16 protein-coding genes, 1 tRNA gene and 1 pseudogene are annotated in these 21,240 nt (G+C 56.8%); 6 read left to right on the top strand and 12 right to left on the bottom strand.

Annotation, left to right across the window (positions count from 1 at the left end):
* Positions 1-91: 91 nt before the first annotated feature.
* Both M2401_RS15130 and M2401_RS15135 read right to left on the bottom strand, forming a co-directional pair.
* A complete protein-coding gene (locus M2401_RS15130) occupies positions 92-721 on the bottom strand; it encodes a LysE family translocator (protein WP_259104057.1) in 630 nt (209 codons plus the stop codon).
* A gap of 650 nt (positions 722-1,371) precedes the next feature.
* A complete protein-coding gene (locus tag M2401_RS15135) occupies positions 1,372-3,426 on the bottom strand; it encodes a DUF4214 domain-containing protein (RefSeq protein WP_259104058.1) in 2,055 nt (684 codons plus the stop codon).
* 65 nt (positions 3,427-3,491) lie between these two features.
* Here M2401_RS15135 and M2401_RS15140 point away from each other — a divergent pair.
* Positions 3,492-3,668 (top strand): annotated as a pseudogene (locus M2401_RS15140) (DNA adenine methylase); the annotation flags it as partial.
* Positions 3,669-4,309: 641 nt separating this feature from the next.
* Here M2401_RS15140 and M2401_RS15145 read toward each other — a convergent pair.
* From M2401_RS15145 to M2401_RS15165, 5 genes are all read right to left on the bottom strand, one after another.
* The gene (locus M2401_RS15145) at positions 4,310-6,097 is read right to left on the bottom strand and encodes a reverse transcriptase domain-containing protein (protein WP_259104064.1); all 1,788 of its coding nucleotides are present in this window, start codon (positions 6,095-6,097) and stop codon (positions 4,310-4,312) included.
* A 292-nt stretch (positions 6,098-6,389) separates the two neighbouring features.
* Complete coding sequence (locus M2401_RS15150; protein WP_259104065.1) at positions 6,390-7,256, bottom strand: hypothetical protein; 867 nt, start codon at positions 7,254-7,256, stop codon at positions 6,390-6,392.
* Between the two features lie 253 nt (positions 7,257-7,509).
* Positions 7,510-8,961, bottom strand: coding sequence for a hypothetical protein (locus tag M2401_RS15155; RefSeq protein ID WP_259104067.1), 1,452 nt, complete (start codon positions 8,959-8,961; stop codon positions 7,510-7,512).
* A 110-nt stretch (positions 8,962-9,071) separates the two neighbouring features.
* The gene (locus M2401_RS15160; protein WP_259104069.1) at positions 9,072-9,347 is read right to left on the bottom strand and encodes a hypothetical protein; all 276 of its coding nucleotides are present in this window, start codon (positions 9,345-9,347) and stop codon (positions 9,072-9,074) included.
* Positions 9,344-10,324 carry an integrase domain-containing protein gene (locus tag M2401_RS15165; RefSeq protein ID WP_259104071.1) on the bottom strand — a complete coding sequence of 327 codons (981 nt, stop codon included), beginning with the start codon at positions 10,322-10,324 and terminating at the stop codon, positions 9,344-9,346. Before M2401_RS15165 ends, M2401_RS15160 begins: the two co-directional genes overlap by 4 nt.
* Before the next feature lie 633 nt (positions 10,325-10,957).
* Here M2401_RS15165 and M2401_RS15170 point away from each other — a divergent pair.
* A complete protein-coding gene (locus M2401_RS15170) occupies positions 10,958-11,221 on the top strand; it encodes a hypothetical protein (RefSeq protein WP_259104072.1) in 264 nt (87 codons plus the stop codon).
* 5 nt (positions 11,222-11,226) lie between these two features.
* On the opposite strand, the gene M2401_RS15175 is transcribed toward M2401_RS15170, so the two are convergent.
* The 5 genes from M2401_RS15175 to M2401_RS15195 form a co-directional block, all read right to left on the bottom strand.
* Positions 11,227-12,555 carry a phage integrase central domain-containing protein gene (locus M2401_RS15175; protein ID WP_197894578.1) on the bottom strand — a complete coding sequence of 443 codons (1,329 nt, stop codon included), beginning with the start codon at positions 12,553-12,555 and terminating at the stop codon, positions 11,227-11,229.
* Between the two features lie 164 nt (positions 12,556-12,719).
* Positions 12,720-12,795, bottom strand: a tRNA-Thr gene (locus M2401_RS15180).
* 385 nt (positions 12,796-13,180) lie between these two features.
* Positions 13,181-13,765 carry a 16S rRNA (guanine(966)-N(2))-methyltransferase RsmD gene (rsmD, locus tag M2401_RS15185; RefSeq protein ID WP_259104075.1) on the bottom strand — a complete coding sequence of 195 codons (585 nt, stop codon included), beginning with the start codon at positions 13,763-13,765 and terminating at the stop codon, positions 13,181-13,183.
* Complete coding sequence (locus M2401_RS15190; protein WP_259104076.1) at positions 13,765-15,264, bottom strand: pitrilysin family protein; 1,500 nt, start codon at positions 15,262-15,264, stop codon at positions 13,765-13,767. Before M2401_RS15190 ends, rsmD begins: the two co-directional genes overlap by 1 nt.
* Positions 15,257-16,612 carry a pitrilysin family protein gene (locus tag M2401_RS15195; RefSeq protein ID WP_259104078.1) on the bottom strand — a complete coding sequence of 452 codons (1,356 nt, stop codon included), beginning with the start codon at positions 16,610-16,612 and terminating at the stop codon, positions 15,257-15,259. Before M2401_RS15195 ends, M2401_RS15190 begins: the two co-directional genes overlap by 8 nt.
* A 256-nt stretch (positions 16,613-16,868) precedes the next feature.
* Here M2401_RS15195 and ftsY point away from each other — a divergent pair, with 256 nt between their 5' ends.
* From ftsY to rpoH, 4 genes are all read left to right on the top strand, one after another.
* A complete protein-coding gene (ftsY, locus tag M2401_RS15200) occupies positions 16,869-18,410 on the top strand; it encodes a signal recognition particle-docking protein FtsY (protein WP_259104079.1) in 1,542 nt (513 codons plus the stop codon).
* The gene (gene ftsE / locus M2401_RS15205; RefSeq protein ID WP_259104081.1) at positions 18,407-19,078 is read left to right on the top strand and encodes a cell division ATP-binding protein FtsE; all 672 of its coding nucleotides are present in this window, start codon (positions 18,407-18,409) and stop codon (positions 19,076-19,078) included. Before ftsY ends, ftsE begins: the two co-directional genes overlap by 4 nt.
* Entirely contained in the window at positions 19,075-20,106 is a 1,032-nt protein-coding gene (gene ftsX, locus M2401_RS15210) for a permease-like cell division protein FtsX (protein ID WP_259104082.1), read from the top strand. Before ftsE ends, ftsX begins: the two co-directional genes overlap by 4 nt.
* Positions 20,107-20,227: 121 nt before the next feature.
* Positions 20,228-21,082: an RNA polymerase sigma factor RpoH gene (rpoH, locus tag M2401_RS15215; RefSeq protein WP_259104083.1), complete on the top strand. Its 855-nt coding sequence runs from the start codon at positions 20,228-20,230 to the stop codon at positions 21,080-21,082.
* Positions 21,083-21,240 lie beyond the last annotated feature (158 nt).

Consider the following 21,240-nt stretch of genomic DNA (forward strand, 5'->3'; position numbering starts at 1 on the left):
ATGAAGGGGGTACAAACGAAAAACTTTCGGTGCGTATCCACACAGGCCGACCTGCGAGCGGACCTCGGGGTTGTCCAGCCAGCCCGACCTTTTACTTATGCGTCAGGGCCAGGCGAACACCCATCCCGATAAACGTGGTACCGATCACCCGATCGATCCACTTCCGTATCTGCGGACGACCACTGACAGCCCCCATGGCCTTGGCCGCCAGCCACGCAACAGCGACGTCATTGATAAACCCCAGAACCACAAAAACCGCACCCAACACCAAAAACGCCGCCGTCTTGTCAGCGCTGTCCGGGGTGACGAATTGCGGAAAGAAGGCCACGTAAAACAATAGCACCTTGGGATTGGACGCATTGGTCAGGAAGCCGCGAAACAGCAGCTTCCGATTACTCAACAGCGGGATCTCGGGGCGCAGCTCATCAGTGGAGACTTTCGAAAATAGCGTCCGCACCCCCAGATAAATCAGATACAGACCACCCAACCATTTGATCGCCGTGAACGCCGAAGGCGAAGTAGCCAGCAGCGCCGTCAGCCCGATGGCACAACAAATCGTATGCAGACACCCGCCCAGGGCGACGCCGGAGGCAGAAAGAATCCCCGCGCGTCGACCGTGAACCATGCTTTGGCCTGCTACGTAGGCGATGTCGGGCCCTGGGGTTGCGTTGAGGGCGACGACGGCCAGTACGAATAGCGGGAATTGGACGATGCCGAGCATGGGGACCTCCTTGTTGGGATGGGCTGAGGATGGGGGCCGCTGCTTGAAACAGGTTGTTACCATAGCGTTAAAGACAGCGATCAAGAAGATATGTCGATCGGATGCCGTCATCTTGATATCGCTGGGTATTGGGAAGGTGTGGGGGCGCCGTAGGCTTTGTGCATCGGTAACGACGTATCCCTGGCAAATAGCGTGGCCAGAAATGGTGAATAGACGGCATTTTGTCCGGCTGGCTTAAATACGCCGCTTCAGCTCTTTCACTCTTTTGAGTACAAATTGCTCGAAGAGCTCATGCGTGAGCACCACCTTCAACCGGTCGTTATCAGTAAAGGCACGAGTGATTGCACCGCATATTTCCGGCTCTCCGAGGGTTTTATTTCGGAATTACGATTGGGATCGGCGCAGCTGAGAAACCCCTGATCTTGATCAAGGCACCATCGAACTCGCTCCAGCTGCTGGACAGTCTGTTTTCGATATCCGCGCCGGAATCATCGCCGACCAAGCAGCCTTGAAGGCTGCGCAGGCGTACATCAGGGATGTGTGTGAGGCGCATTAGTCTTGATAAAAGAAACCCCGCCTCCTTTCGGCTCGCGGGGTTTTTATTTATCTAATATCAGCCATTAAAGATGAAGGCTGATTAGATGACATCATCAAGCAATGAAGTCGCCAGCAGCCAGGGAGGTGCTGGATGTGCCGGTTAACTTGATCACCAGTTCGTTGGCGCCCACTGCTACGACACCATCGGTATCTAGATAGATGTATTTTCCCGCTCCGGCCCCTGTAATGGTGACCACGTAAGCCGTGTTGGCTATACCGCTGAGACCCGCGTTTGTGATGGCGGAGGCAATATCCGATGCTAAATTTCCAGTACCTGCTGCCGTGTAGCCCGCGCCTTGGAGCACTTGCACAACGCCACCGAAAACACCAGTCTTGATTTTGTCGATCCCTGAGGTGAAATCAGTAATGGAGTCGAACCCAGAGCTAGTGGAGTTGGCTGGAGTGGTGAATACGAAGGTATCAGCACCCGCACCACCCGTCAGGGTGTCTCCGAGCACGCCGCCAGTAAGCGTGTCGGCGCCGGAGCCGCCAATCAAAGTTAGGATGCCGTTTGTCTCGAGGGTGCCGTCAAGGATAATGCCGCTTGCGCTTACAGCCGAACCATCAACGGTCAAGGTTTTGCCAGCGCCGACCGTTGCATCAGCCAGCGTCAGCGCATTGCCGGTGACATTAGCCAGGGTGAGCGTGGTGTTATTAGCAAATACCACATTATCCAGAGCGCTAGTGGTTATCGCATTGGTCAGACTTACACTGTTCAGGCCTGGCGCGGACAGCGCGCTGCCAAGCGTAATGGCTTCCAGTGAGGTTTTTACGTCGGCCACTGCACCGTTGATGTTGGTCAGCGCAGTGGTGATCAAACCTGTGGTCGAAGCGTCGATCTGGTTGATATCAGCGGCATTGGCGCTGAGGTCAGTCAGGGCTACTGCCACTGCAGCGTTATGAGTAAACGCGGTGCCATTTCCGGTCACCAGTAATTGCTTGGCCTGCGCCACTGTGGCGCTGTTGATCATCCCGATCGAAGTACCATTCACCAGTCCGGTGGTGGCATCGTCGATTGATTTGAGAGTTGCGCCGAGGGAGCTACCACTGGTAAGCGTCACTGCGACATCAGGTGCCGTCCAGATCTTGTTGCCCGAGTTGCCATTGTTGGTGACTAGCAACGCGAGGGCCTGGGCGTCAGTGGCCGCAGTAATGCCAGGAATACGGGTCGCGTCTATCAAAGCCGGGGACGTCTGTTCAAGACTGGTGAGCAAGGTTGCGCTCACCGCAGTAGTATCCGAAAGCCTGATGGTGCCATTAGAAAATATGATGCCGTTGGCCAGGCTGCTGGTAATCGTCAACGATGCGTTGGAAGGGCTAAGGACAATGCTGCTTATGGGGCCGGTAACGGTTGCGGTACCTGCAACGCCGCCGCTGTTTGTAAATGTGTAAACGCCACCGACTTCGGTTACCGATACTCCGATTGTTCCGATGCCCGCGTTGGTGAGTGTCACCACGTTACTGCCGTCTTTAGTGGCGGTGAATGATGGGCCAGTAGGTGTTGTAGGCACGCCAAGCTGAACGCCAGTGGCATCAGTTACACCCTTGGTCGCGTCGCTCGTCAGGTTGGCGATCGAGTAGGGCGTCGCATCGACCTTGGCCAGCCAGGCCCGAGCGATCGCGGCGGAACTTGCGCCACTGTAACCAGCCAGCTCTGCGCTGGTGTCAATGTTCGCAGTGAAGGCGTTGGCTGCCGCTACCTTGTTGGCAATCGCGGTTGCATCACCTGGCCCGGCTGAAGTCATGATTTGATAAGCCGCGCGCGGGCCCGTGACAGTGTTCGAATCAATCAGCCCCACCCAGTACGCCAGGCCTGCCGGTTCCGGAGGCCGGTTGAACAGCGCGACGTAGATGGAGGTAACCAGCTGCGAAGTATCGCTGCCAGCGTAAAGTGCCTTGGACTCCAGCGAGGAAGAGAAGCCACTGACCACACTATCAAAATTACCGCCAGCGGCGTCTATGCTCGCAGCCCAGTAGTTCAGGCCCACTGGATCAGCCGGGCGCCCGAAGTAGGCGATGTATAGCTTTTGAACCTGATCGAAATACTGTGAGGCTGCCATCCCTGGTACTCCTGAGCGAAACTTGGGGGAAAGGCAAAACGCTATCACAGAAGAATAATCTAGCCAAGAACCCTCCTTAACGCTGCCTATCGCCCTGGAATTCAGGCAGGCGGAATGGGTTCATGCGGCGGTGCCAGGTTAAGGTCATGGTCAGCATCAACGACCACCCGGATATCCGTCAGGTGTTCTAAGGGTTCCGGTTTGAGCAGCTGTCGATCAGGTACTCGAACACCAATCAGCGCTTGGGCAAAGCGGAGGTCAGCGGGGAGTTGGCGATTATGAATTGGTGACGCGAGGTAGAAGTTCAGTGCGAATCTAAGGGGTAGACAATAAAACCGAGCTTAATTGTACGTGCAATTGTACGTGCAGCAGAAAAACAAAGGGCCTGCATCGCTGCAAGCCCTTGTTTTGTATGGTGCGGCACCAGACGAACGGTTGTTGGCTGGTAGGCCCCGATTTTGGCGGGACTGGAATTTGGTGGATTTTTTACATACCTCAAAGGGTATCTATAAAAAAATCAGCTAGTTATGGCTTTCTGTGGAATCGAATCGGGAATTTTGGGAGGGCGTTTGCTGTTACCGATCCTCTCATTCACTAGCTAAGCAGCCACTTGCTCTCATAGTCCCCGAGTGCCGACAGCATCCGATCTCGGAGCTGTTGAAACAGCATCTCTACAGCTGCTGTGCCTTCGAGAACGCTTGAGGTTATCCAGGTGATGCAAAGATGCTGGACTTCGCTTACTACCCAACTACGCCCCAGATGCTTCCGAGGTGGGCGCCAAGTGTTCGAGGTGGTCACAAATAGCCCAAATGTCCTCAGCGTACGATGGTGCCGGGAACACACCGGGAGCAACAGCACGAGAAGCAAGCTGCGTAGCTGGGAGGTTGATGCGAAAACCACCTTGAAAAACGCCGTCATCCATCAAGCTGATTTAGCCTTTTTGAAAGCGTGTCTTATGAAAAATTGTTTGATAATTTCTGCTAAAAATCCCTTTGCCGGGAATGTCGGGCAAGAGGTTTAAATTTCCTTCCCCCATATAGTCGTACAACCTTTTTAGGAGAATAAAGTCGGCTCGTTTTGTAAAGTTGTTCAAGCTCTCTAATGGTATGAAACCGTAAAACGCGGCGTCGATATTGTTTTTAGCGCCTCTGGCTGTGACACCGATTACTTCCATTGAGTCGTTGAACATAGGACCTCCACTGTTTCCCTCCATTAGCGTGAAATCTACCAGCCAAAGGTCTAGGTCCACCTGTCGACGCCGTTGAGTAGTGTTACCTTTCGCGATGTAGTGGGCTGTACCGTCTCGATGTTTAGGAAAGCCGATAGATAGAACCGGGTCGGTGGGGCGAATAATAGTCTTATCACATTTTTTTAGGGCAGGTATGTTTTTAAACTCCTCATTGGGCTGGAAAATAGCCAAGTCTGCTTTCTTGTCCGAAAGGATAAGCTCTGCGGTATATTCTTTCAGGTCACCGGCACGGTGGAATGAAATGGAGTGACGAGCGATGGTTTTGGATACCCCGGTCACGACGTGTTCGTTGGTTACGATGCCGACCCCCTCCAGAAGGAAGGCTGTTCCTTGGCTTTCGTCAATGATATTGTTCACGACAAAAATTGAGTTGCCTAAAATTTCTTCTGGTGATTTTTTGAACTCAGTATTTTCTTTGCCTATTGCTACTGTGAACTCGTACGCCAATCGACGGTATATTTTGTCACCTCGCCCTCGAACCATCTGGATGTAGTTCAGTCGTCCTTTGACCACCTTGATATAAAAATCTCCAGCATTGTCCTTTGTCCGCAGAATTTGTCGAGGCTGCAGTGGCTGATTTTCGCCCTTGAGGATCTCCAGATATCTGGCCTCTGCCAGCTCAGGCCCGTAGCGCTTTAGGGCGTTGATCATTGAGCTCGTTAAACGGATGAAGTCTCTTGTGACGTTCGGCATATCGTTAACGACAAGCCCAGTTACCATTTGTCGCTGCGTTCGGTGCTGCAGACGCGTTTTTTCAGGATTTATGATGAATCCATTGGATTTGATGATTTCTTCCAGCTCGCGCCCAGGTATCGCTCTGCCGTCCTCGGAGATTTCGACAATGTCTTTCGGTAGATGTTTTGCGGTGCTGGTAAACGAAAATGTGATGTCGTCAGCATATCTAGTAAAATGACATTTTCCTGACTTTGCTAACGCCTGTAGCTGTGAGTCAAGCTTGCGGCATATCATATTAGAAATCAGAGGTGACGTAGGGGCGCCCTGAGCTAATTTCCCATCGCTGCAACAGATTTGTGCCATGACCGTCGCAACATTATGAGGTGCATTGAATGGATGAGCCATGAATAGGTTTCTGACTCGCCCGAAGTGAATGCTGTCAAAAAAATCTTTCAGATCAACATTGAACACATATCTCTTTCTGGCGTGGATCTGAGCATTTGTCTTGACGTTCCTGCCCTTGACGAAGCCATGGCTGGAAGATTTTGGGGAATAAAATTTTTCCAGATGCGGCAATACTGCATGCTGAATTTTTTTCATCACCCTTTTAGGGGCTTTGATGGTGCGATGGGTTTTGTTTTTCTTTAGAATGGAAAAGCTTACGTAATGGCTGCCTTTCCTTTTGTAAAGAAAGTTCAGCAATTTGTTTTGATCAATCTCTAGTAACTGGCAGAATCCATCAAGGCTGCTAAAGCCGGGGCCAAACAAATTCTTGAAAATTTCTTCGATATCCATTCGTAGTACCGGGTCTCGGGGCTATTTTCTCTTCTACCAGCGCCATCGATAACGTCAACGTATAGCGCGATCAGGCAAAGCAACCCTTGCAGTGGCCACCGCATATAGTCAGTGGAAAGTTAAATCGTGCCCCGAGCCCGATGTTAAAGTGATATCACGGCACGCATTGCTGGTCAACGTGTGCTGGAAGAATCTTCAGGCCGGTGTCAGACAGTCATGCTCAAAAGCGACATTTTTTTCGTATTCGGCAGTTGATGCCGTCGCCAGGGGAGGTTGAGGGGGCCATAATGCGTCAGCGCTTAGGCTTGGCAGCGGGGGGATCTCCACCTACCCAAGCATCTCCAGTGGCTGCTTTGAACAGCCGTTTGAACAACTCGTGTTCTTCAAGCACCAGTGGGCCATATTGATGAACATTCGCGTAGGCAGAAATGAAACCACTGGCTGCATGCGCAGCGGCTGAGAGGATGTCGATCATCTGTTCCTCAGTGCCGCGCTGAAAAGCCTCCGTGGTCCGCGCTTGCCCTGTGTATGCGCTCATGAAATAGCTCATGCCGTAGACGGATCCGTGGATGATTTCTGAGGACACTGAGTAGATACCGCCATAGGCACCCAGGAGCGCGCCCCCGGACGCCTGCACAACCTGCCCAATCCGATTGATCCTTGACGGAGCATCGAGCGAACACCATGAGTCCTGTCCCCGCCCGGAAAACTCAGGAAAGAGTCTGGCCGCTGTCGCTTTGGGGGTTGGATCATCGCCAAGGGTCATCATGAAATCCCCAGTACCGATCACGCGATTTTTATGCTTCCACGCAGCGTAACGAATGTGCGCAAGAGCGCGTACAGAAACCTCAACTGGCTGGGTAGCGAAGAATGCCGCATTGATAAATCCCTCCACCACGCTCCGAGCAATGGGATACAGGTCGCGGACCGGAAGTCCTCGCTCAGCTGAGTTCGTCAGGACAGTGCCAAGCGATTGGCCGGCGCCCATGGCAACTGCCACCGTAGCCCGAGCTTGGTTGGGTTCAAAACGGCAGGACAGCCACTGTCCCTCGCGCAGCACTGGCCCTTCGGAGAGCGTAAAGAGTATCAAATTCAGGAGCTTCGACTGCTCTCCAATCACCTCGCGTAACTCTTCCAGAACCTCGTTTTTGTCGCTCATCAAGTTCCCTTCGTTGAGTTAGTAGCGGACAACCTGAAGGATAAGCGAAAGTTTGTGTTTCGAAGCAGTCAGAACGAGAGCCATGGTTTAAATTGGTTGAATGATCGTCCGCAATGGGTCGATAGCGGTCAGTGATGACCGATCGCTTTCGATCCAAAACGGCCCTCTCCGCAATTCATGCATTGGCCTCGACGGCTTCGACGGCGGCCAGGTAGGCATCATTGCCAATTCCGACCTGCCTCCATATCCAACGTTATACGCAAACCCACTTCTCTTTCCAGATTCCCAGAGAACGCAAAAAAGCAAGCTCCGCTTCCTTCTCCTCTTGGGAGAGTTGCTTTCTGCACTCCATATACAAAAAGTCCTGAGTTGAAATAGGGGAGCTCTTTGGGTCCGAAGCAATCCCAACTACCTCTTCGATACCAGCGACTCTCAATTTGATCGCTCGACAATAGCCAGCAAGCGACTCTCTCCTTGCTTCCCTATATTCATCATAATCCTGGCCAGGCGTGCAAATTAGAACCAAAAGAACATAAGCCCTCTTGTTTCTCACTGGACCAACAAGCGCCCGAAAAAATCTGTTCTCTCCGTTTCTGACTAATTGTTTCGAGAGTAAAAAATCATAGCTTTCAGCAAGAAGCCGCCTCGTGAGACGTCCCTCTTCAGCCATCTTTCTTAGGACTAATTCATGCGCATGCAGGTCCTTGATATCCGCGTCGTACTTATGGAGAACTCCTGCTGTCCCCCTTTGGATATGAGACGTCTGATATTCGATCAAACGATCCCACTCATAGCTTAATTCTAGGTGTTCCTTCCAAAGAGAATATGCATCGCTACGACAAAACTGGCTCCATCCTCCTTCCTTAAGAATTGCTAATTTCTCAGGATGTGGCAACTGCGGAAACGAAAAACCGTTAAAATCTGGAAGAGGATTAGAAAGGTAGGCTGCAAGTAGCTCTTCCTCACCACAAGCCATTAAATTAGCACTTGATAAGAATTCTTCTTTTTTTACTAGGTAATCCACAAAATCAGAAGCCGTATCTAGCTCTGTGAGTAGAATATCAAGTGTCAACTCGTCGAGAATGTGAATGAAGCGTTTTTTGTGGAGGGGCCTTCCGATCATAAAAGGATAATCTTTTTCGCCCAATCCGTTTATTGCCGTGTTAATGATAAGGCTACTGGAGCTACCGTTCCCCCAAGAGTTTTTCGCTGCCTCGGCCGACCCACGAGTAACGGCAATTAAATGAACTCTTCTGGCATTAAGAGGGGGCAGCGGAACCGGAATTGGGATCTTGCAAGCTGAATCAATATAAATTCGCGTTGGAAACCTTTCAATAAATGAAGCTGCACCTGTCAGCTGATCTACTGATTTTTTAATAGAACTTCTGAACCACCGGTGCCATGAAACTTTAATATCCTGATGATTTGGAAATTTGCAATGCTTGTCAGAAAAAATAAGTACATCGTTCCCAAAAACCACCAAAAAATCACATAGTTCTTTGCCCTCGCCTTCGTCAGTGTACGGGTTAGAGTAGCTCCAGAAATTCAGAAAAGCTCTCTTAGCCAATTTGGCTAAGTATCTTTCTGAATCTGTCGCCGTTGCGGACGCTGTGGACATTGCTTCCCAAATTGAAGGTTCGTAATTTTTGTTCATATAAACCAGGCTGGTGATTTTATAGGCTGCTCTTAGATTAAACGAATTCAAGCTTACGGTACACTAAGCCGCTTTTTCGTCATGACTGGCGATTGCTGCCTTTAGCCCCTGTAAGCTTTGGGTCGGTTGCAGTCGGCCGTGATTATCAAAGTCAGACCTCCTTAGTCCTTGAAGGCCCATGCTCTTTCTAAGCGACGAGCCAGCAGCCGCACGGTCAGCAGGTAGTAATATCGAGTTGCCTTGCATCGCCTCGCTAGTCGGTGGTCGAGAAACCAAGCAACATGCTTTTTCTTCCAACCCCAAGGTGTTTCTAGCTGCCAGCGTTCAGATATCTCTGCTTGGATGAGCTTAGCTTGCCGTAAATGGCGCTGCCGCGTTGCGTACGATCCCGTCAACACCGCAGCCAAGAACAGGTCCATATCGAATGGCTTACTCATATGCGTCCTCCAATATAGGCCCCGACCACATCGATCCGACCGTGCCCTAACTCATAGCTGATTTGCCTCCGAGCCTCACGATCTAGGTTCCTATCTGCCTGGCAACATTGGCCGCCGTTGATAGGCGCGGGGTGCTGGGTGATTTGCTCATAGCGTTCACATGCGTACGCCGCTCGTAGTTCATGGAAGCCTTTGAGCTTGTGAGCATGCATGACGTCCCGCGCTGGGCGGATGATTTCCTGCAGAACATTCAGATAGCTTTCGTTGGACGCAATCAGGTTGCGGCTGCCCGCAGGCGACACCTGCCGTGCAAACCCAAGTGCGTCTCGAACATGGTGGTCCACCGCAATCCATCGTGGCGCTGAGGCGCCAGCTCGGCCGCCTTTGGTGCCATCCTGGATGTTGATCCTGCCTAGGTCCTTAGCCTCACGGCTCAGCCGTGGCAAGTCGGCTAGGATGGCCTCACGCAAGCGCATGCCGGTGGCTCGCGCCAACAGAACGATTGCAGCGACCCGTAGCTGATGATCGCGGCAAAGCACATCGACAATCTGCTTAACCTGTTTGCGGTCTTGGCCCTTTGGCACCGAGTGTCGAACTCCGCTGCGCTGCATACCCAACGCCTTGCTCGGACTTGGCAGTTTCACATGCTGATCTCCGCGAAGCGCTGCCATGGTCCTGTTAACGCTGGATAGGCGGTTTTGTGCGGTGCTGATGGCGAGGCAACCGCACTCAACCGCATCGCGCAGGTACGCCGCATAGTCCGCCAATACCTTCCGATCAATCTGCCGCGCATCATTGATACCGGGCCCTTGTTCGGAGCGGCACCATCTGACGAATGCCTGCCACCGATCACAGTGTGCCTTCACCGTGCCGTAGTGGCCGCCGCCGAACATGTCTTTCAACGCCTGCGGCCCTGCATAGCTCAGTTGCCTGCCATAGCCGAAATTTCGGCCATCGCGTCTACCCACCAATGCCATTTCGAATCACCTCATCGCCTGGTCTCCGATCCTCGCCCCACGTCATCCCGCCAAGAATGTTGAGTGTTATCAGGGGTCAAGGCCCCTGCGACCTGTGGGGAATGTCCTCTAACGCGGGACTGGCGGCTCCTTACGTCCGGGAGCAAGGGCATCTCATGATCTGGCCTCCTAAGCACCGTTACCGGTGGGCGGGCGGAGGCTGCATTGGCTGACGAGACCAGTGCCGCGAGATCCTGAGCCGGGTGAACGCAGCAATGCGATGACTGGGGCATGCCTGACTGTCAGTCAGGTGCAGTCCATTCCGTGGTCTGCGGCACCATCATCTACAGCGCTGTTGCTGATGACATCGGCGTTTGTCACGCCGATTGTCACGAGTGGAGTAGCCGCAAAGCCAAGTGCGATGAGGGCTGCAGCGGTGCTAGAAGCGCCCGTCTCTTTCCAGTAGAAAGAGACGGGCGCAGGTTGGCGCAAGATTCGGCCAAGCGGATAGGTTGCTGCAGGGCAGCGAAGTAGGAGGTGTTGTCTGGCGCACGAGGGCCAAGATGTGAAGTAGGCATCCATCACCGGGGAGGTGACCGGGCGAGCTGCCGGACGCGAATCGCCATTTGGGGGGAGAACCACCGCAGGAGCGGCGTGACCTTGAAGGCTCGGGTCACCTGGGTGCTGTCCAAGACAGCGTTTGCAACCTCAGTTCTACGCCTGTGGATAATTTTGGTCAACGCCGCTATTTTCCTGGCTTCTGGGCTTGTGCATGAAATTATCCACCGGTGGAAATCAATGGCATCCAAAGGATTCGTGTCGGCTGTCAGCTTTGCAAAGCGAGGTCCATCCAAACAGGGCGGCTTTGCAGCCCTGTTTGGATGGACCCGAATTAAAGAGCGGACAACAGTGTTCTGAAGGGTTCACCGACGATTGAATGCGCCACGCCCACTTGGCAAGGGAGTGATGTTGTCGCCAGCTGGATGGGCGAACTCATGCGGAGTGACATGCCCCGATCTGTTGGCATCGATGTAATTGCTCCACCACGCCATGATCAGTCTGCGCTGCTCCAGAAATTCGGCCTTGTGGATATAGGCGGCGCGCACGCGATTGCGTTCCTTGTGGCTCATCTGCCGCTCAATAGCCGCGTCTGTCCACAGCCCTGACTCCAGCAAGGCGCTACAGGCCATGGTCCTGAATCCATGCCCGCATACTTCCTTGGATGTGTCATAGCCAACGTTGCGCAGCACCTGGTTAACCGTGTTCTCAGACATTGGCTTCCAGTACTTGTGGTCACCAGGCAGCACCAGTTCGGAGAAGCGACTCAAGCCGCGCAGCCGCTCAAGGATCGCAATGACTTGGGGAGAGAGCGGCACCATCTGTATGTCTCCGCTCATCTTGGTGCCACGGGTGGAATTGCGTACGCCGTCGATTGGCTTACGGGTATCCGGGATTTCCCACATCGCCCTTTGCAGGTCGAACTCATCCCAGCGCGCAAAGCGCAGTTCGCTGGAACGCACGAACACGTGCAGCGTCAGCAGTACAGCCAGCTTGGTTAGCTCACGGCCGTTGTAGTTGTCGATTCGGCTGAGTAGTTCGGGGAGGCGGTTGAGTGAGAGGGCAGGGCGGTGCACGGTACGCGGGGCATGAATCGACCCCGCCAGATCGAGCGCCGGATTCTGGCTGATATGCCGCGCCCGCTTCGCGCCCCGCATGATCGTGGAGAGATAGTTCTGCACACGCAGGGCAACGTCCATGGTGCCGCGCTCTTTGATACGCAGAGTGATCTCAAGCAGATCATGGGTATCAAGCTCGGCGATGGGGCGTTGGCCGATCAGGGGGAATACGTGGGTGCGCAACCGACTCATGACGGTCTTGGCGTGCCCCTCTGTCCAGCGCCGGGACATTTCGGCGTGCCACTCCAGGGCGACGGTTTCGAAAAGCAGGGAAGCTCGTTGAGCCGCTACCTTCGCTTTCTTCTTCTCTTCCATAGGATCGAGGTTGTCGATCAACAGGGCCTTGGCTTCATCGCGCTTGGTCCTCGCGACGGCCAGCGAGATGATGGGGTAGTTGCCGATGATCAGCGTGCCTTCTTTGCCGCTGGGCTTGAAGTAGCGCAATCGCCACGTTTTCACGCCATTGGGTTTCACGAAGAGGTACATGCCGCCACCGTCGAACAGCTTGTAGGCGCGTTCGCGAGGTTTCGCCGTACGGCATTTGAGGTCGCTGAGAGGAACGGCTAGACGAGGCATAAGGGTACGTTCTCCATGCAGGCAAGACGCTGTACCCTAAAAATACCCCCGGGGATGGGGTATTTTGTTGGATCCCGACGGAGGGTCTTGGAACGAAAAAACCCGCCAAAGGGCGGGTTTTAGGGGCTTCCAAGGCATTCGGTGGAATGCGATGGAGCTGGATATGGTGCCGGCACCAGGAGTCGAACCCGGGACCTACTGATTACAAGTCAGTTGCTCTACCAACTGAGCTATACCGGCGTAATGGGCGCTGAGTATATAGAGTCTTTGCTGCTTGTAAACCCTAGATGACTGATTACGCTCAAAAAAAATCGTTTTGGGTGAGTAATGGTTGGCGGGAGGTGGTGGCGGGTCCCTGATGTACCGTGTCGCGGCTGTTCGCCGACGAGTTGGCGCCTACCTGATCGCGTCAGGCGTGAGGGTGTCGAGGCGTTGCTAGGAAGCTTTCGCGGGCAAGCATCGCTCCCACCAGGAATAGCCCAAGCAGTTGAGTTTGTGTGGCTTCGTGGGACCGGCTTTAGCCGGGAAGGTGTAGGCAGGGTCAATAGAATTGCTCGCCTGCTATACCGTCTTCCCGGCTAAAGCCGGTCCCACCTTGGTTCTGTGGTTCTGCGTGGCGGTTGGCTCAGCCCCTTTGCCACAGCGCGTAATACACCTGCCCGGCCTTTTTCTCGCGGTGCAGGCGCCAGTTGCCGGGCAGGCCGGTGGTGGAGGGTGGGGTTTCGCTTTCGGTGTAGATCCAGGCGTGTTCCTTGAGCCAGCCGTGGCTTTCCAGCAGGGTGCAGGCGCTGGCCAGCAGGCCCTGGTGGAAGGGCGGGTCGAGGAAGACGACGTCGAAGGCTTCGGCCGGGGCGGTTTCCAGGTGGCGCAGGGCGTCGGTCTGGGCGATCTGGCCGGTGGTGCAGTTAAGCAGGGCCAGGTTCTGTTTCAGGCTGGCGACCGCAGCGCCGTTGTTGTCCAGGGCCAGGCCTTTGCTGGCGCCACGGGACAGGGCTTCGAAGAACAGCGCGCCGCTGCCGGTGAAGACGTCGAGCACGTGTGCGCCTTCGATGTGCGCGGTAAGCCAGTTGAACAGGGTTTCGCGCACGCGATCAGGGGTCGGGCGCAGGCCGGGGGCGTCGGGGAAGGTCAGGCGACGGCTGCCCCATTCGCCTCCGATGATGCGCAGTTGGCCCAGGCCGTTATGGCTCTTTGGGCGTGGATTGGCCATTAGTGCTCCGGAACCCCGAGAGGTTGTTCAGCAGGTCTGTCGGTGGGCGGCGGCAAGGGTTTCTGCGGCACGGTCGGACCGGCCGTGACGATGACCATCTTGTCGGCGCTCAGGTGTTTGTTCATGACCTCTTTGATCTGCTCGATGGTGACGTCCTGGGACTTGTTCATGAAGTCCTCCAGGTAGGTCAGCGGCAGGTCATAGAAGCCGATGGCGCCCAGTTGCCCGACGATATCGCTGTTGCTGGCGGTGGACAGCGGGAAGCTGCCGGCCAGTTCGCGCTTGGCGTCATCGAGTTCTTTCTGGGTCGGGCCGTTGGCGAGGAAGTCGCGCAGGATGTCTTTGACCAGCTTCAGGGTGCCTTCGCTGACGTCGGCGCGGGTCTGCAGGCTGATCATGAACGGGCCTTGCACGCGCATCGAGGTGAAGCCCGAGGACACACCGTAGGTCAGGCCGCGTTTTTCGCGCACTTCGGTCATCAGGCGGCTGCCGAAACCGCCGCCGCCGAGGATCGAGTTGCCCATGTTCAGGGCCGGGTAGTCGGGGTCGTTACGCTCGATGCCGAGTTGCGCCAGCATCAGGTGAGTCTGCTTGGACGGAAACTCGATATGGCTTTCACCGAAGGCCGGGGTGCCGGGCTCGGCCAGCTTGGCCATGGCCGGGCCTTTGGGCAGGGCGCCGGAGACCTGGGCGGCGATGGCCTGAGCTTCGTCGCGGGACAGGTCGCCGACCAGGGCGATAACCACGTTACCAGCAGCGTAGGCCTTGGCGTGGAAGGCCTTGAGCTGGGCCAGAGTGATCGGCGGGATGCTTTTCTCGGTGCCTTCGCTTGGATGGCCATACGGGTGGTTGCCGTACAGCTTGCTGAACAGCTCTTTACCGGCCAGGGAGCCGGGGTTCTGTTTTTGGTATTCGAAGCCGGTCAGCAGCTGGTTCTTGATCCGCGCCAGGGAGTCGGCCGGGAAGGTCGGTTTGCCGGTCACTTCTTCAAACAGTTTCAGCGCCGGTTCGCGCTTGTCCACGGCGCTCAGGCTGCGCAGCGAGGCCACGGCCATGTCGCGGTAGGCGCCGTTGCCGAACTCCGCACCGAGGCCTTCGAAGCCTGCGGCGATAGCGCCGACGTCCTTGCCCTTGACGCCTTCATTGAGCATGGCGTTGGTCAGCACGGCGATGCCGGGGGCGTTCTGGTCCTGGCTGCTACCAGCGGCGAAGGTCAGGCGCAGGTCGAACATCGGCAGTTCGTGGGCTTCGACGAACAGCACCTTGGCGCCTTCGGCGGTGTTCCAGGTCTGGATATTCAGACTGCGGCGGGCCGGAGCCTTGCTGTCGAGTTCCTTGAGGGACACCAGGTTGCTGCCGCGCTCGGCTTTTACGGCGGGTGCGGCGGGCGCCGCAGTGGTGGCTTCAGGGGCGGCGGGTGCCGGGGCTTCGTCGGCCAGCAACGGCTGGGCGATCAGGGCGCCAGTGATCAACAGGCCCAGTAGCGTGCGCTTACTCATGGGCTTTCTCCTCAGGCAGAACGTGCGCAACGCTGAGGCGCTCACGGGTGAAATAAGTGCGGGCGGCCAGCTGGATATCGGCCGGGGTCACGCTTTGCAGGTCGCTCAGTTCGTTGTCGATCTGTTTCCACGACAGGCCGATGGTCTCCAGCTCGCCGATGGTGCTGGCCTGGCTGGTGATGGAGTCACGCTCGTAGACCAGCCCGGAAATCACCTGGGCGCGCACCCGCTCCAGTTCTTCACTGGTCGGCGGCTTGGTTTTCAGCTCGTTGAGCAGGCCCCAGATCCCGGCTTCGACATCGGCCAGGGTTTTCTTTTTCTGGGTATTGGGCGAGGCACTGATCATGAACAGGCTGTCGCCACGGGTGAAGGCGTCGTAGCTGGACGAGGCGCCGGAGACCACTTCCGAACCGCGCTCCAGGCGGCTGGAGATGCGCGCGCTGTAGCCGCCGTCGAGAATGGCCGAGATCAGGCGCAGGGCGTTGACCGAGCGCGGATCGGTGGCGGTGGTCAGGCTCGGCACGTTGAAGCCGTAGAGCAGGCTTGGCAGTTGGGTCTTCACATGCACGGTGATGCGCCGCTCGCCCGGCTCAGGCAGTTCCAGGGGCTGTTTCGCCGGTGGCACGGCGCGGCGCGGGATGGCACCGAAGAAACGCTCGGCCAGGGCCTTGACCTCGTCCGGCTGCACGTCGCCGACCACGACCAGGGTGGCGTTGTTCGGTACGTACCAGGATTCGTACCAGTGGCGCAGCTCCTCTACCTTCATACGATCGAGGTCGGCCATCCAGCCGATGGTCGGCGTGTGATAGCCGCTGGCCGGGTAGGCCATGGCCTTGAAGCGCTCGTAAGCCTTGGCGCCGGGCTTGTCGTCGGTGCGCAGGCGGCGTTCTTCTTTAATGACTTCGATTTCCCGGCTGAACTCGTCGGCGGGCAGCTTGAGGTGGGCCATGCGGTCGGCCTCCAGCTCAAAGGCTACGCTCAGGCGGTCACGGGCCAGGACCTGGTAGTAGGCGGTGTAGTCATCGCTGGTGAAGGCGTTTTCTTCGGCACCCAGGTCACGCAGGATCAGCGAGGCTTCGCCGGGGCCGGCTTTCTCGCTGCCCTTGAACATCATGTGCTCAAGCGCGTGAGACAAACCGGTCTGGCCCGGGGTTTCGTAGCTGGAGCCGACCTTGTACCAGATCTGCGAGACCACCACCGGGGCGCGATGGTCTTCACGCACAACCAGCTTGAGGCCGTTGTCCAGGGTGTATTCGTGGGTGGGTTGCGGGTCGGCGGCCCATACGGTCATGGGCAGGCAAAGTGTGCCGAGCAGCAGGCCAGCGGCGCGGCGGGCTAGAGCATTCATTCGTATTTTGAACCTGTAAGGCGGCCTGCTTGAACTTAGCGTCGGCGGGCGCGGGGGTGTTAGGATACTGGTCCGTTCGATCCGGGACCACGGCTGAAATGCCTTGTGATGCCCGATGAACATTAAATTTGCTCGAATTGATGCGAAACACTACAGGCTTGTGCGAACAAGCGGTGCTAAACGCAGTCTGTTTTGCATGTCAGAATTTTCCGAGGCGCCGCTCTGGCGCATCGCTACCGTGAGATAGCCGTCCTCCATGTTTGGTTCCAACGACGACAAGAAGAACCCAGCCCCGGCTGGCGAGAAAAAAGGCCTGTTCGGATGGCTGCGCAAGAAGCCGCAGGACAACGTCGCCGAACAACCCCCGCAAGCTCCCGTTGCCGCCCCTGAGCCGGTTGTCGAGCCGATTGCCCCGGTTGTCGCCGAAGCGCCGGTAGCACCGGTTGCCGCGCCCGAGGCGAGCCCTGTGCCGCCAGTGGCTGAGTCGGTGCAACCCGGTGCTCCTGCTGAGCAACCCTGGCTGACCCTGCCGGTTGCCGAAGAGCCGGTGGCCTTGGTCGACGAGCAGGTGGCTTATGTCACGCCGTCTATTCCAGATCAGGCCCCGGCTGTGGCGCCTGAGCCCGAGGCTGAACTGCCGCGTATTGATGTTCCGATGGGTGAACCTGAGTCGGCGATCATTCCGCAGGCGGTTGCGCCAGCTCCCGAGCCCGCGCCTGAACCTGCGCCCGTTGTTGCGCCTGCTCCGGTTATTGCCCCGGCTCCGGTAGCACCTGCACCTGTCGTCGCCGCGCCGCCCGTGATCGCTCCTGTTATTGAAACCGTGCCTGCCGTGGTTGCGCCTGTACCTGTCGCCGAGCCAGGCAAGGCCGGTTTCTTCGCTCGCCTCAAGCAGGGCCTGTCGAAAACCAGCGCCAGCCTTGGCGAGGGCATGGCCAGCCTGTTCCTCGGCAAGAAGCTCATTGATGACGAATTGCTCGAAGAGCTGGAAACCCGCTTGCTGACCGCCGACGTCGGTGTCGAGGCAACGGGTGTGATCATCCAGAGCCTGACCCAGAAGGTCGCCCGAAAACAATTGGCCGACAGCGATGCGCTGTATGCCTCGTTGCAGGCCGAGCTGGCGGCGATGTTGCAACCGGTGGAGCAACCCCTGGTTATCGACACCACGCGTCGGCCGTTCGTGATTCTGGTCGTCGGCGTCAATGGCGCAGGCAAGACCACCACCATCGGCAAGCTGGCCAAGAAGCTGCAGCTCGAAGGCAAGAAAGTCATGCTGGCCGCCGGTGATACCTTCCGCGCCGCTGCCGTCGAGCAATTGCAGGTGTGGGGCGAGCGCAACCAGATTCCGGTGATTGCCCAGCACACCGGCGCCGATTCCGCTTCGGTGATCTTCGACGCCGTGCAGGCCGCCAAGGCCCGTGGCATCGATGTGCTGATCGCCGACACTGCCGGTCGTCTGCACACCAAAGACAATCTGATGGAAGAGTTGAAGAAGGTTCGCCGGGTCATCGGCAAGCTCGACGCCGACGCGCCGCACGAAGTGCTGCTGGTGCTGGATGCCGGCACCGGGCAGAACGCTATCAACCAGGCCAAGCAATTCAACCAGACGGTCCAACTGACCGGCCTAGCCCTGACTAAACTTGATGGCACGGCAAAAGGCGGGGTGATTTTCGCCCTGGCCAAGCAGTTTGGTCTGCCGATTCGCTATATCGGGGTGGGCGAGGGCATTGATGACCTGCGCACCTTCGAGGCCCAGCCCTTTGTCCAGGCTCTGTTTGCGGAGCGGGAGCGCCCATGATTCGTTTCGAACAGGTCGGTAAACGCTATCCGAATGGTCATGTCGGTTTGCACGAGCTGAGCTTTCGAGTTCGACGTGGTGAGTTTCTGTTCGTGACCGGCCACTCTGGCGCCGGTAAAAGCACGCTGTTGCGCCTGCTGCTGGCCATGGAGCGCCCGACCACCGGCAAGCTGCTGCTGGCCGGGCAGGACCTGGGCCAGATCAGCAATGCGCAGATTCCGTTCCTGCGTCGGCAGATAGGCGTGGTGTTCCAGAACCACCAGTTGCTGTTCGATCGCACGGTGTTCAATAACGTAGCGCTGCCGTTGCAGATCCTCGGCCTGTCCAAGACCGAGATCACCAAGCGCGTCGATTCGGCCCTGGAGCGCGTGGCGCTGTCGGACAAGGCCGAGCTGTATCCTGGCGATCTGTCCACCGGTCAGCAACAGCGTGTGGGTATCGCTCGCGCCATCGTGCATCGCCCGGCCTTGCTGCTGGCCGACGAACCTACGGGCAACCTTGACCCACGCCTGGCGGCGGAAATCATGGGTGTATTCGAAGATATCAACCGTTTGGGCACCAGTGTGCTGATCGCCAGCCACGACCTGGCGCTGATTGCACGCATGCGTCATCGCATGCTGACCCTGCAACGTGGTCGCCTGATCGGTGACGGGGAGGCCGGGGTATGAGTGCTACACGCAGCAGTCCGAAAGTGTCAGAGCGTGTTGCGGCTAAAGCTGCCGAGCCGACACCACCGAAAAAGAAACGCCACGATCATGACGATGACGGTCCGGATTTCGGCACCCTGGTCGCGGCCTGGCTGGAAAGCCATCGTTCCAGCCTGCTGGACAGCCTGCGGCGCCTGGGCAAGCAGCCCATTGGCAGCTTCTTTACCTGTCTGGTGATGGCCATTGCCTTGAGCCTGCCCATGGGCCTGTCATTGCTGCTGAGCAATGTCGAGCGCCTGGGTGGTTCCTGGCAGCGTGCGGCGCAGATTTCCCTGTACCTCAAGCTCGACGCCAGCCCTGCCGAAGGCGCCAAGCTACGCGACGATATCAAGGCCATTGCCGGGGTCGCCGATGCTGAATATGTCAGCAGCGACGACGCGCTCAAGGAGTTCCAGCAGCAGTCGGGCCTGGGCGAGGCGCTCAAGGAATTGCCGCAGAACCCGTTGCCGGGTGTCGTGGTCGTTACGCCGAACGAAGTTGACAAGCCCGCGCTAGAGGCGTTACGTACGCGTCTGGCAGAAATGCCCAAGGTGCAGCAGGCACAGCTGGATCTGGTCTGGGTCGAGCGTCTGGCAGCGATTCTCAAGCTGGGCGACCGCTTTGTCTTTGGTCTGACTGTGCTATTGGTTTTGGCGCTTTTGCTGGTGATCGGTAACACGATCCGCCTGCATATCGAAAACCGCCGCGTCGAGATCGAAGTGATCAAGCTGGTCGGCGGTACCGACAGCTATGTGCGCAGGCCCTTCCTTTATATGGGCGCGCTGTATGGCCTGGGGGCGGGATTGCTGTCCTGGGGCGTTCTGGCTTATGGCCTGAACTGGCTCAACGGTGCCGTTGTCGAACTGGCAGGCTTGTACGGCAGCGACTTTGCCCTGGCCGGTGTACCTGCGGCAGATGGTCTCTCGCTCTTGCTTGGGGCGGTGCTGTTAGGGTATATCGGTGCATGGATTGCGGTGGCACGCCACCTTAGAGAGCTGGCACCTCGGTAAAAATGCTATTGATACACGTTCAACTATTGACTTTTTCAGCTTAAGGGAACTTGTTTCGCGGTTCCCGGTCAATTTCGCAGTGCTGAACTGCACGAGTCATGTGAGTCGGAGGTTTTTTCGTATGACCACTTCTTTGCAACCTGCTTATGCCTTAGTCCCGGGTGCGAACCTGGAAGCCTATGTGCACACGGTCAACAGCATTCCATTGCTGACACCCGAGCAGGAGCGTGAACTGGCTGAGAGTCTCTATTATGAGCAGGATCTGGGGGCGGCTCGGCAGATGGTTCTCGCCCACCTGCGTTTTGTCGTGCATATCGCACGCAGTTATTCCGGTTACGGCCTGGCTCAGTCTGACCTGATCCAGGAAGGTAACGTTGGCCTGATGAAGGCCGTGAAGCGCTTCAACCCGGAAATGGGCGTGCGCCTGGTTTCTTTCGCGGTCCACTGGATCAAGGCGGAAATCCACGAGTTCATCCTGCGCAACTGGCGCATCGTCAAGGTCGCCACGACCAAGGCCCAGCGCAAGCTGTTCTTCAACCTGCGCAGCCAGAAAAAACGTCTTGCCTGGCTGAACAACGAAGAAGTGCATCGTGTCGCCGAAAGCCTCGGTGTCGAGCCCCGTGAAGTGCGCGAGATGGAAAGCCGCCTCACCGGTCAGGACATGGCCTTCGACCCGGCTGCCGAAGCCGACGACGACAGCGCGTTCCAGTCTCCAGCCAACTATCTGGAAGACCACCGCTACGACCCGGCTCGCCAGTTGGAAGACTCCGACTGGACCGACAACTCCACCGCCAATTTGCACCAGGCGCTGGAAGTGCTCGACGAGCGCAGCCGCGACATTCTCTACCAGCGCTGGTTGGCGGAAGAGAAAGCCACGCTGCACGACCTGGCGCAGAAGTACAACGTCTCCGCCGAGCGTATTCGTCAGCTGGAAAAGAGCGCAATGAACAAGCTCAAGTTGTCGATTGCTGCTTAAAACAGCAAGTCGTATAAAAAAAACGCCCCGATCTGATCGGGGCGTTTTTATTTGCGTCGTTGGAGCGAGGCTTGCCCGCGAAGGCAGTGCGCGCCGCACAGAGGATGCATCGGCTGTACAGGCCTCTTCGCGGGCAAGCCTCGCTCCAACGGGGGAGA

The sequence above is a fragment of the Pseudomonas sp. JUb42 genome (assembly GCF_024807945.1).
In the GTDB taxonomy this organism is placed as follows: domain Bacteria; phylum Pseudomonadota; class Gammaproteobacteria; order Pseudomonadales; family Pseudomonadaceae; genus Aquipseudomonas.

Coding starts and splice junctions, on each gene's coding strand:
- ftsE (WP_259104081.1), top strand. CDS start 18,407: ATGATTCGTTTCGAACAGGTCGGTAAACGCTATCCGAATGGTCATGTC.
- M2401_RS15175 (WP_197894578.1), bottom strand. CDS start 12,555: ATGCCTCGTCTAGCCGTTCCTCTCAGCGACCTCAAATGCCGTACGGCG.
- rsmD (WP_259104075.1), bottom strand. CDS start 13,765: ATGGCCAATCCACGCCCAAAGAGCCATAACGGCCTGGGCCAACTGCGC.
- M2401_RS15160 (WP_259104069.1), bottom strand. CDS start 9,347: ATGAGTAAGCCATTCGATATGGACCTGTTCTTGGCTGCGGTGTTGACG.
- M2401_RS15195 (WP_259104078.1), bottom strand. CDS start 16,612: ATGAATGCTCTAGCCCGCCGCGCCGCTGGCCTGCTGCTCGGCACACTT.
- M2401_RS15190 (WP_259104076.1), bottom strand. CDS start 15,264: ATGAGTAAGCGCACGCTACTGGGCCTGTTGATCACTGGCGCCCTGATC.
- rpoH (WP_259104083.1), top strand. CDS start 20,228: ATGACCACTTCTTTGCAACCTGCTTATGCCTTAGTCCCGGGTGCGAAC.
- M2401_RS15145 (WP_259104064.1), bottom strand. CDS start 6,097: ATGGATATCGAAGAAATTTTCAAGAATTTGTTTGGCCCCGGCTTTAGC.
- M2401_RS15150 (WP_259104065.1), bottom strand. CDS start 7,256: ATGAGCGACAAAAACGAGGTTCTGGAAGAGTTACGCGAGGTGATTGGA.
- M2401_RS15165 (WP_259104071.1), bottom strand. CDS start 10,324: ATGGCATTGGTGGGTAGACGCGATGGCCGAAATTTCGGCTATGGCAGG.
- M2401_RS15130 (WP_259104057.1), bottom strand. CDS start 721: ATGCTCGGCATCGTCCAATTCCCGCTATTCGTACTGGCCGTCGTCGCC.
- ftsY (WP_259104079.1), top strand. CDS start 16,869: ATGTTTGGTTCCAACGACGACAAGAAGAACCCAGCCCCGGCTGGCGAG.
- ftsX (WP_259104082.1), top strand. CDS start 19,075: ATGAGTGCTACACGCAGCAGTCCGAAAGTGTCAGAGCGTGTTGCGGCT.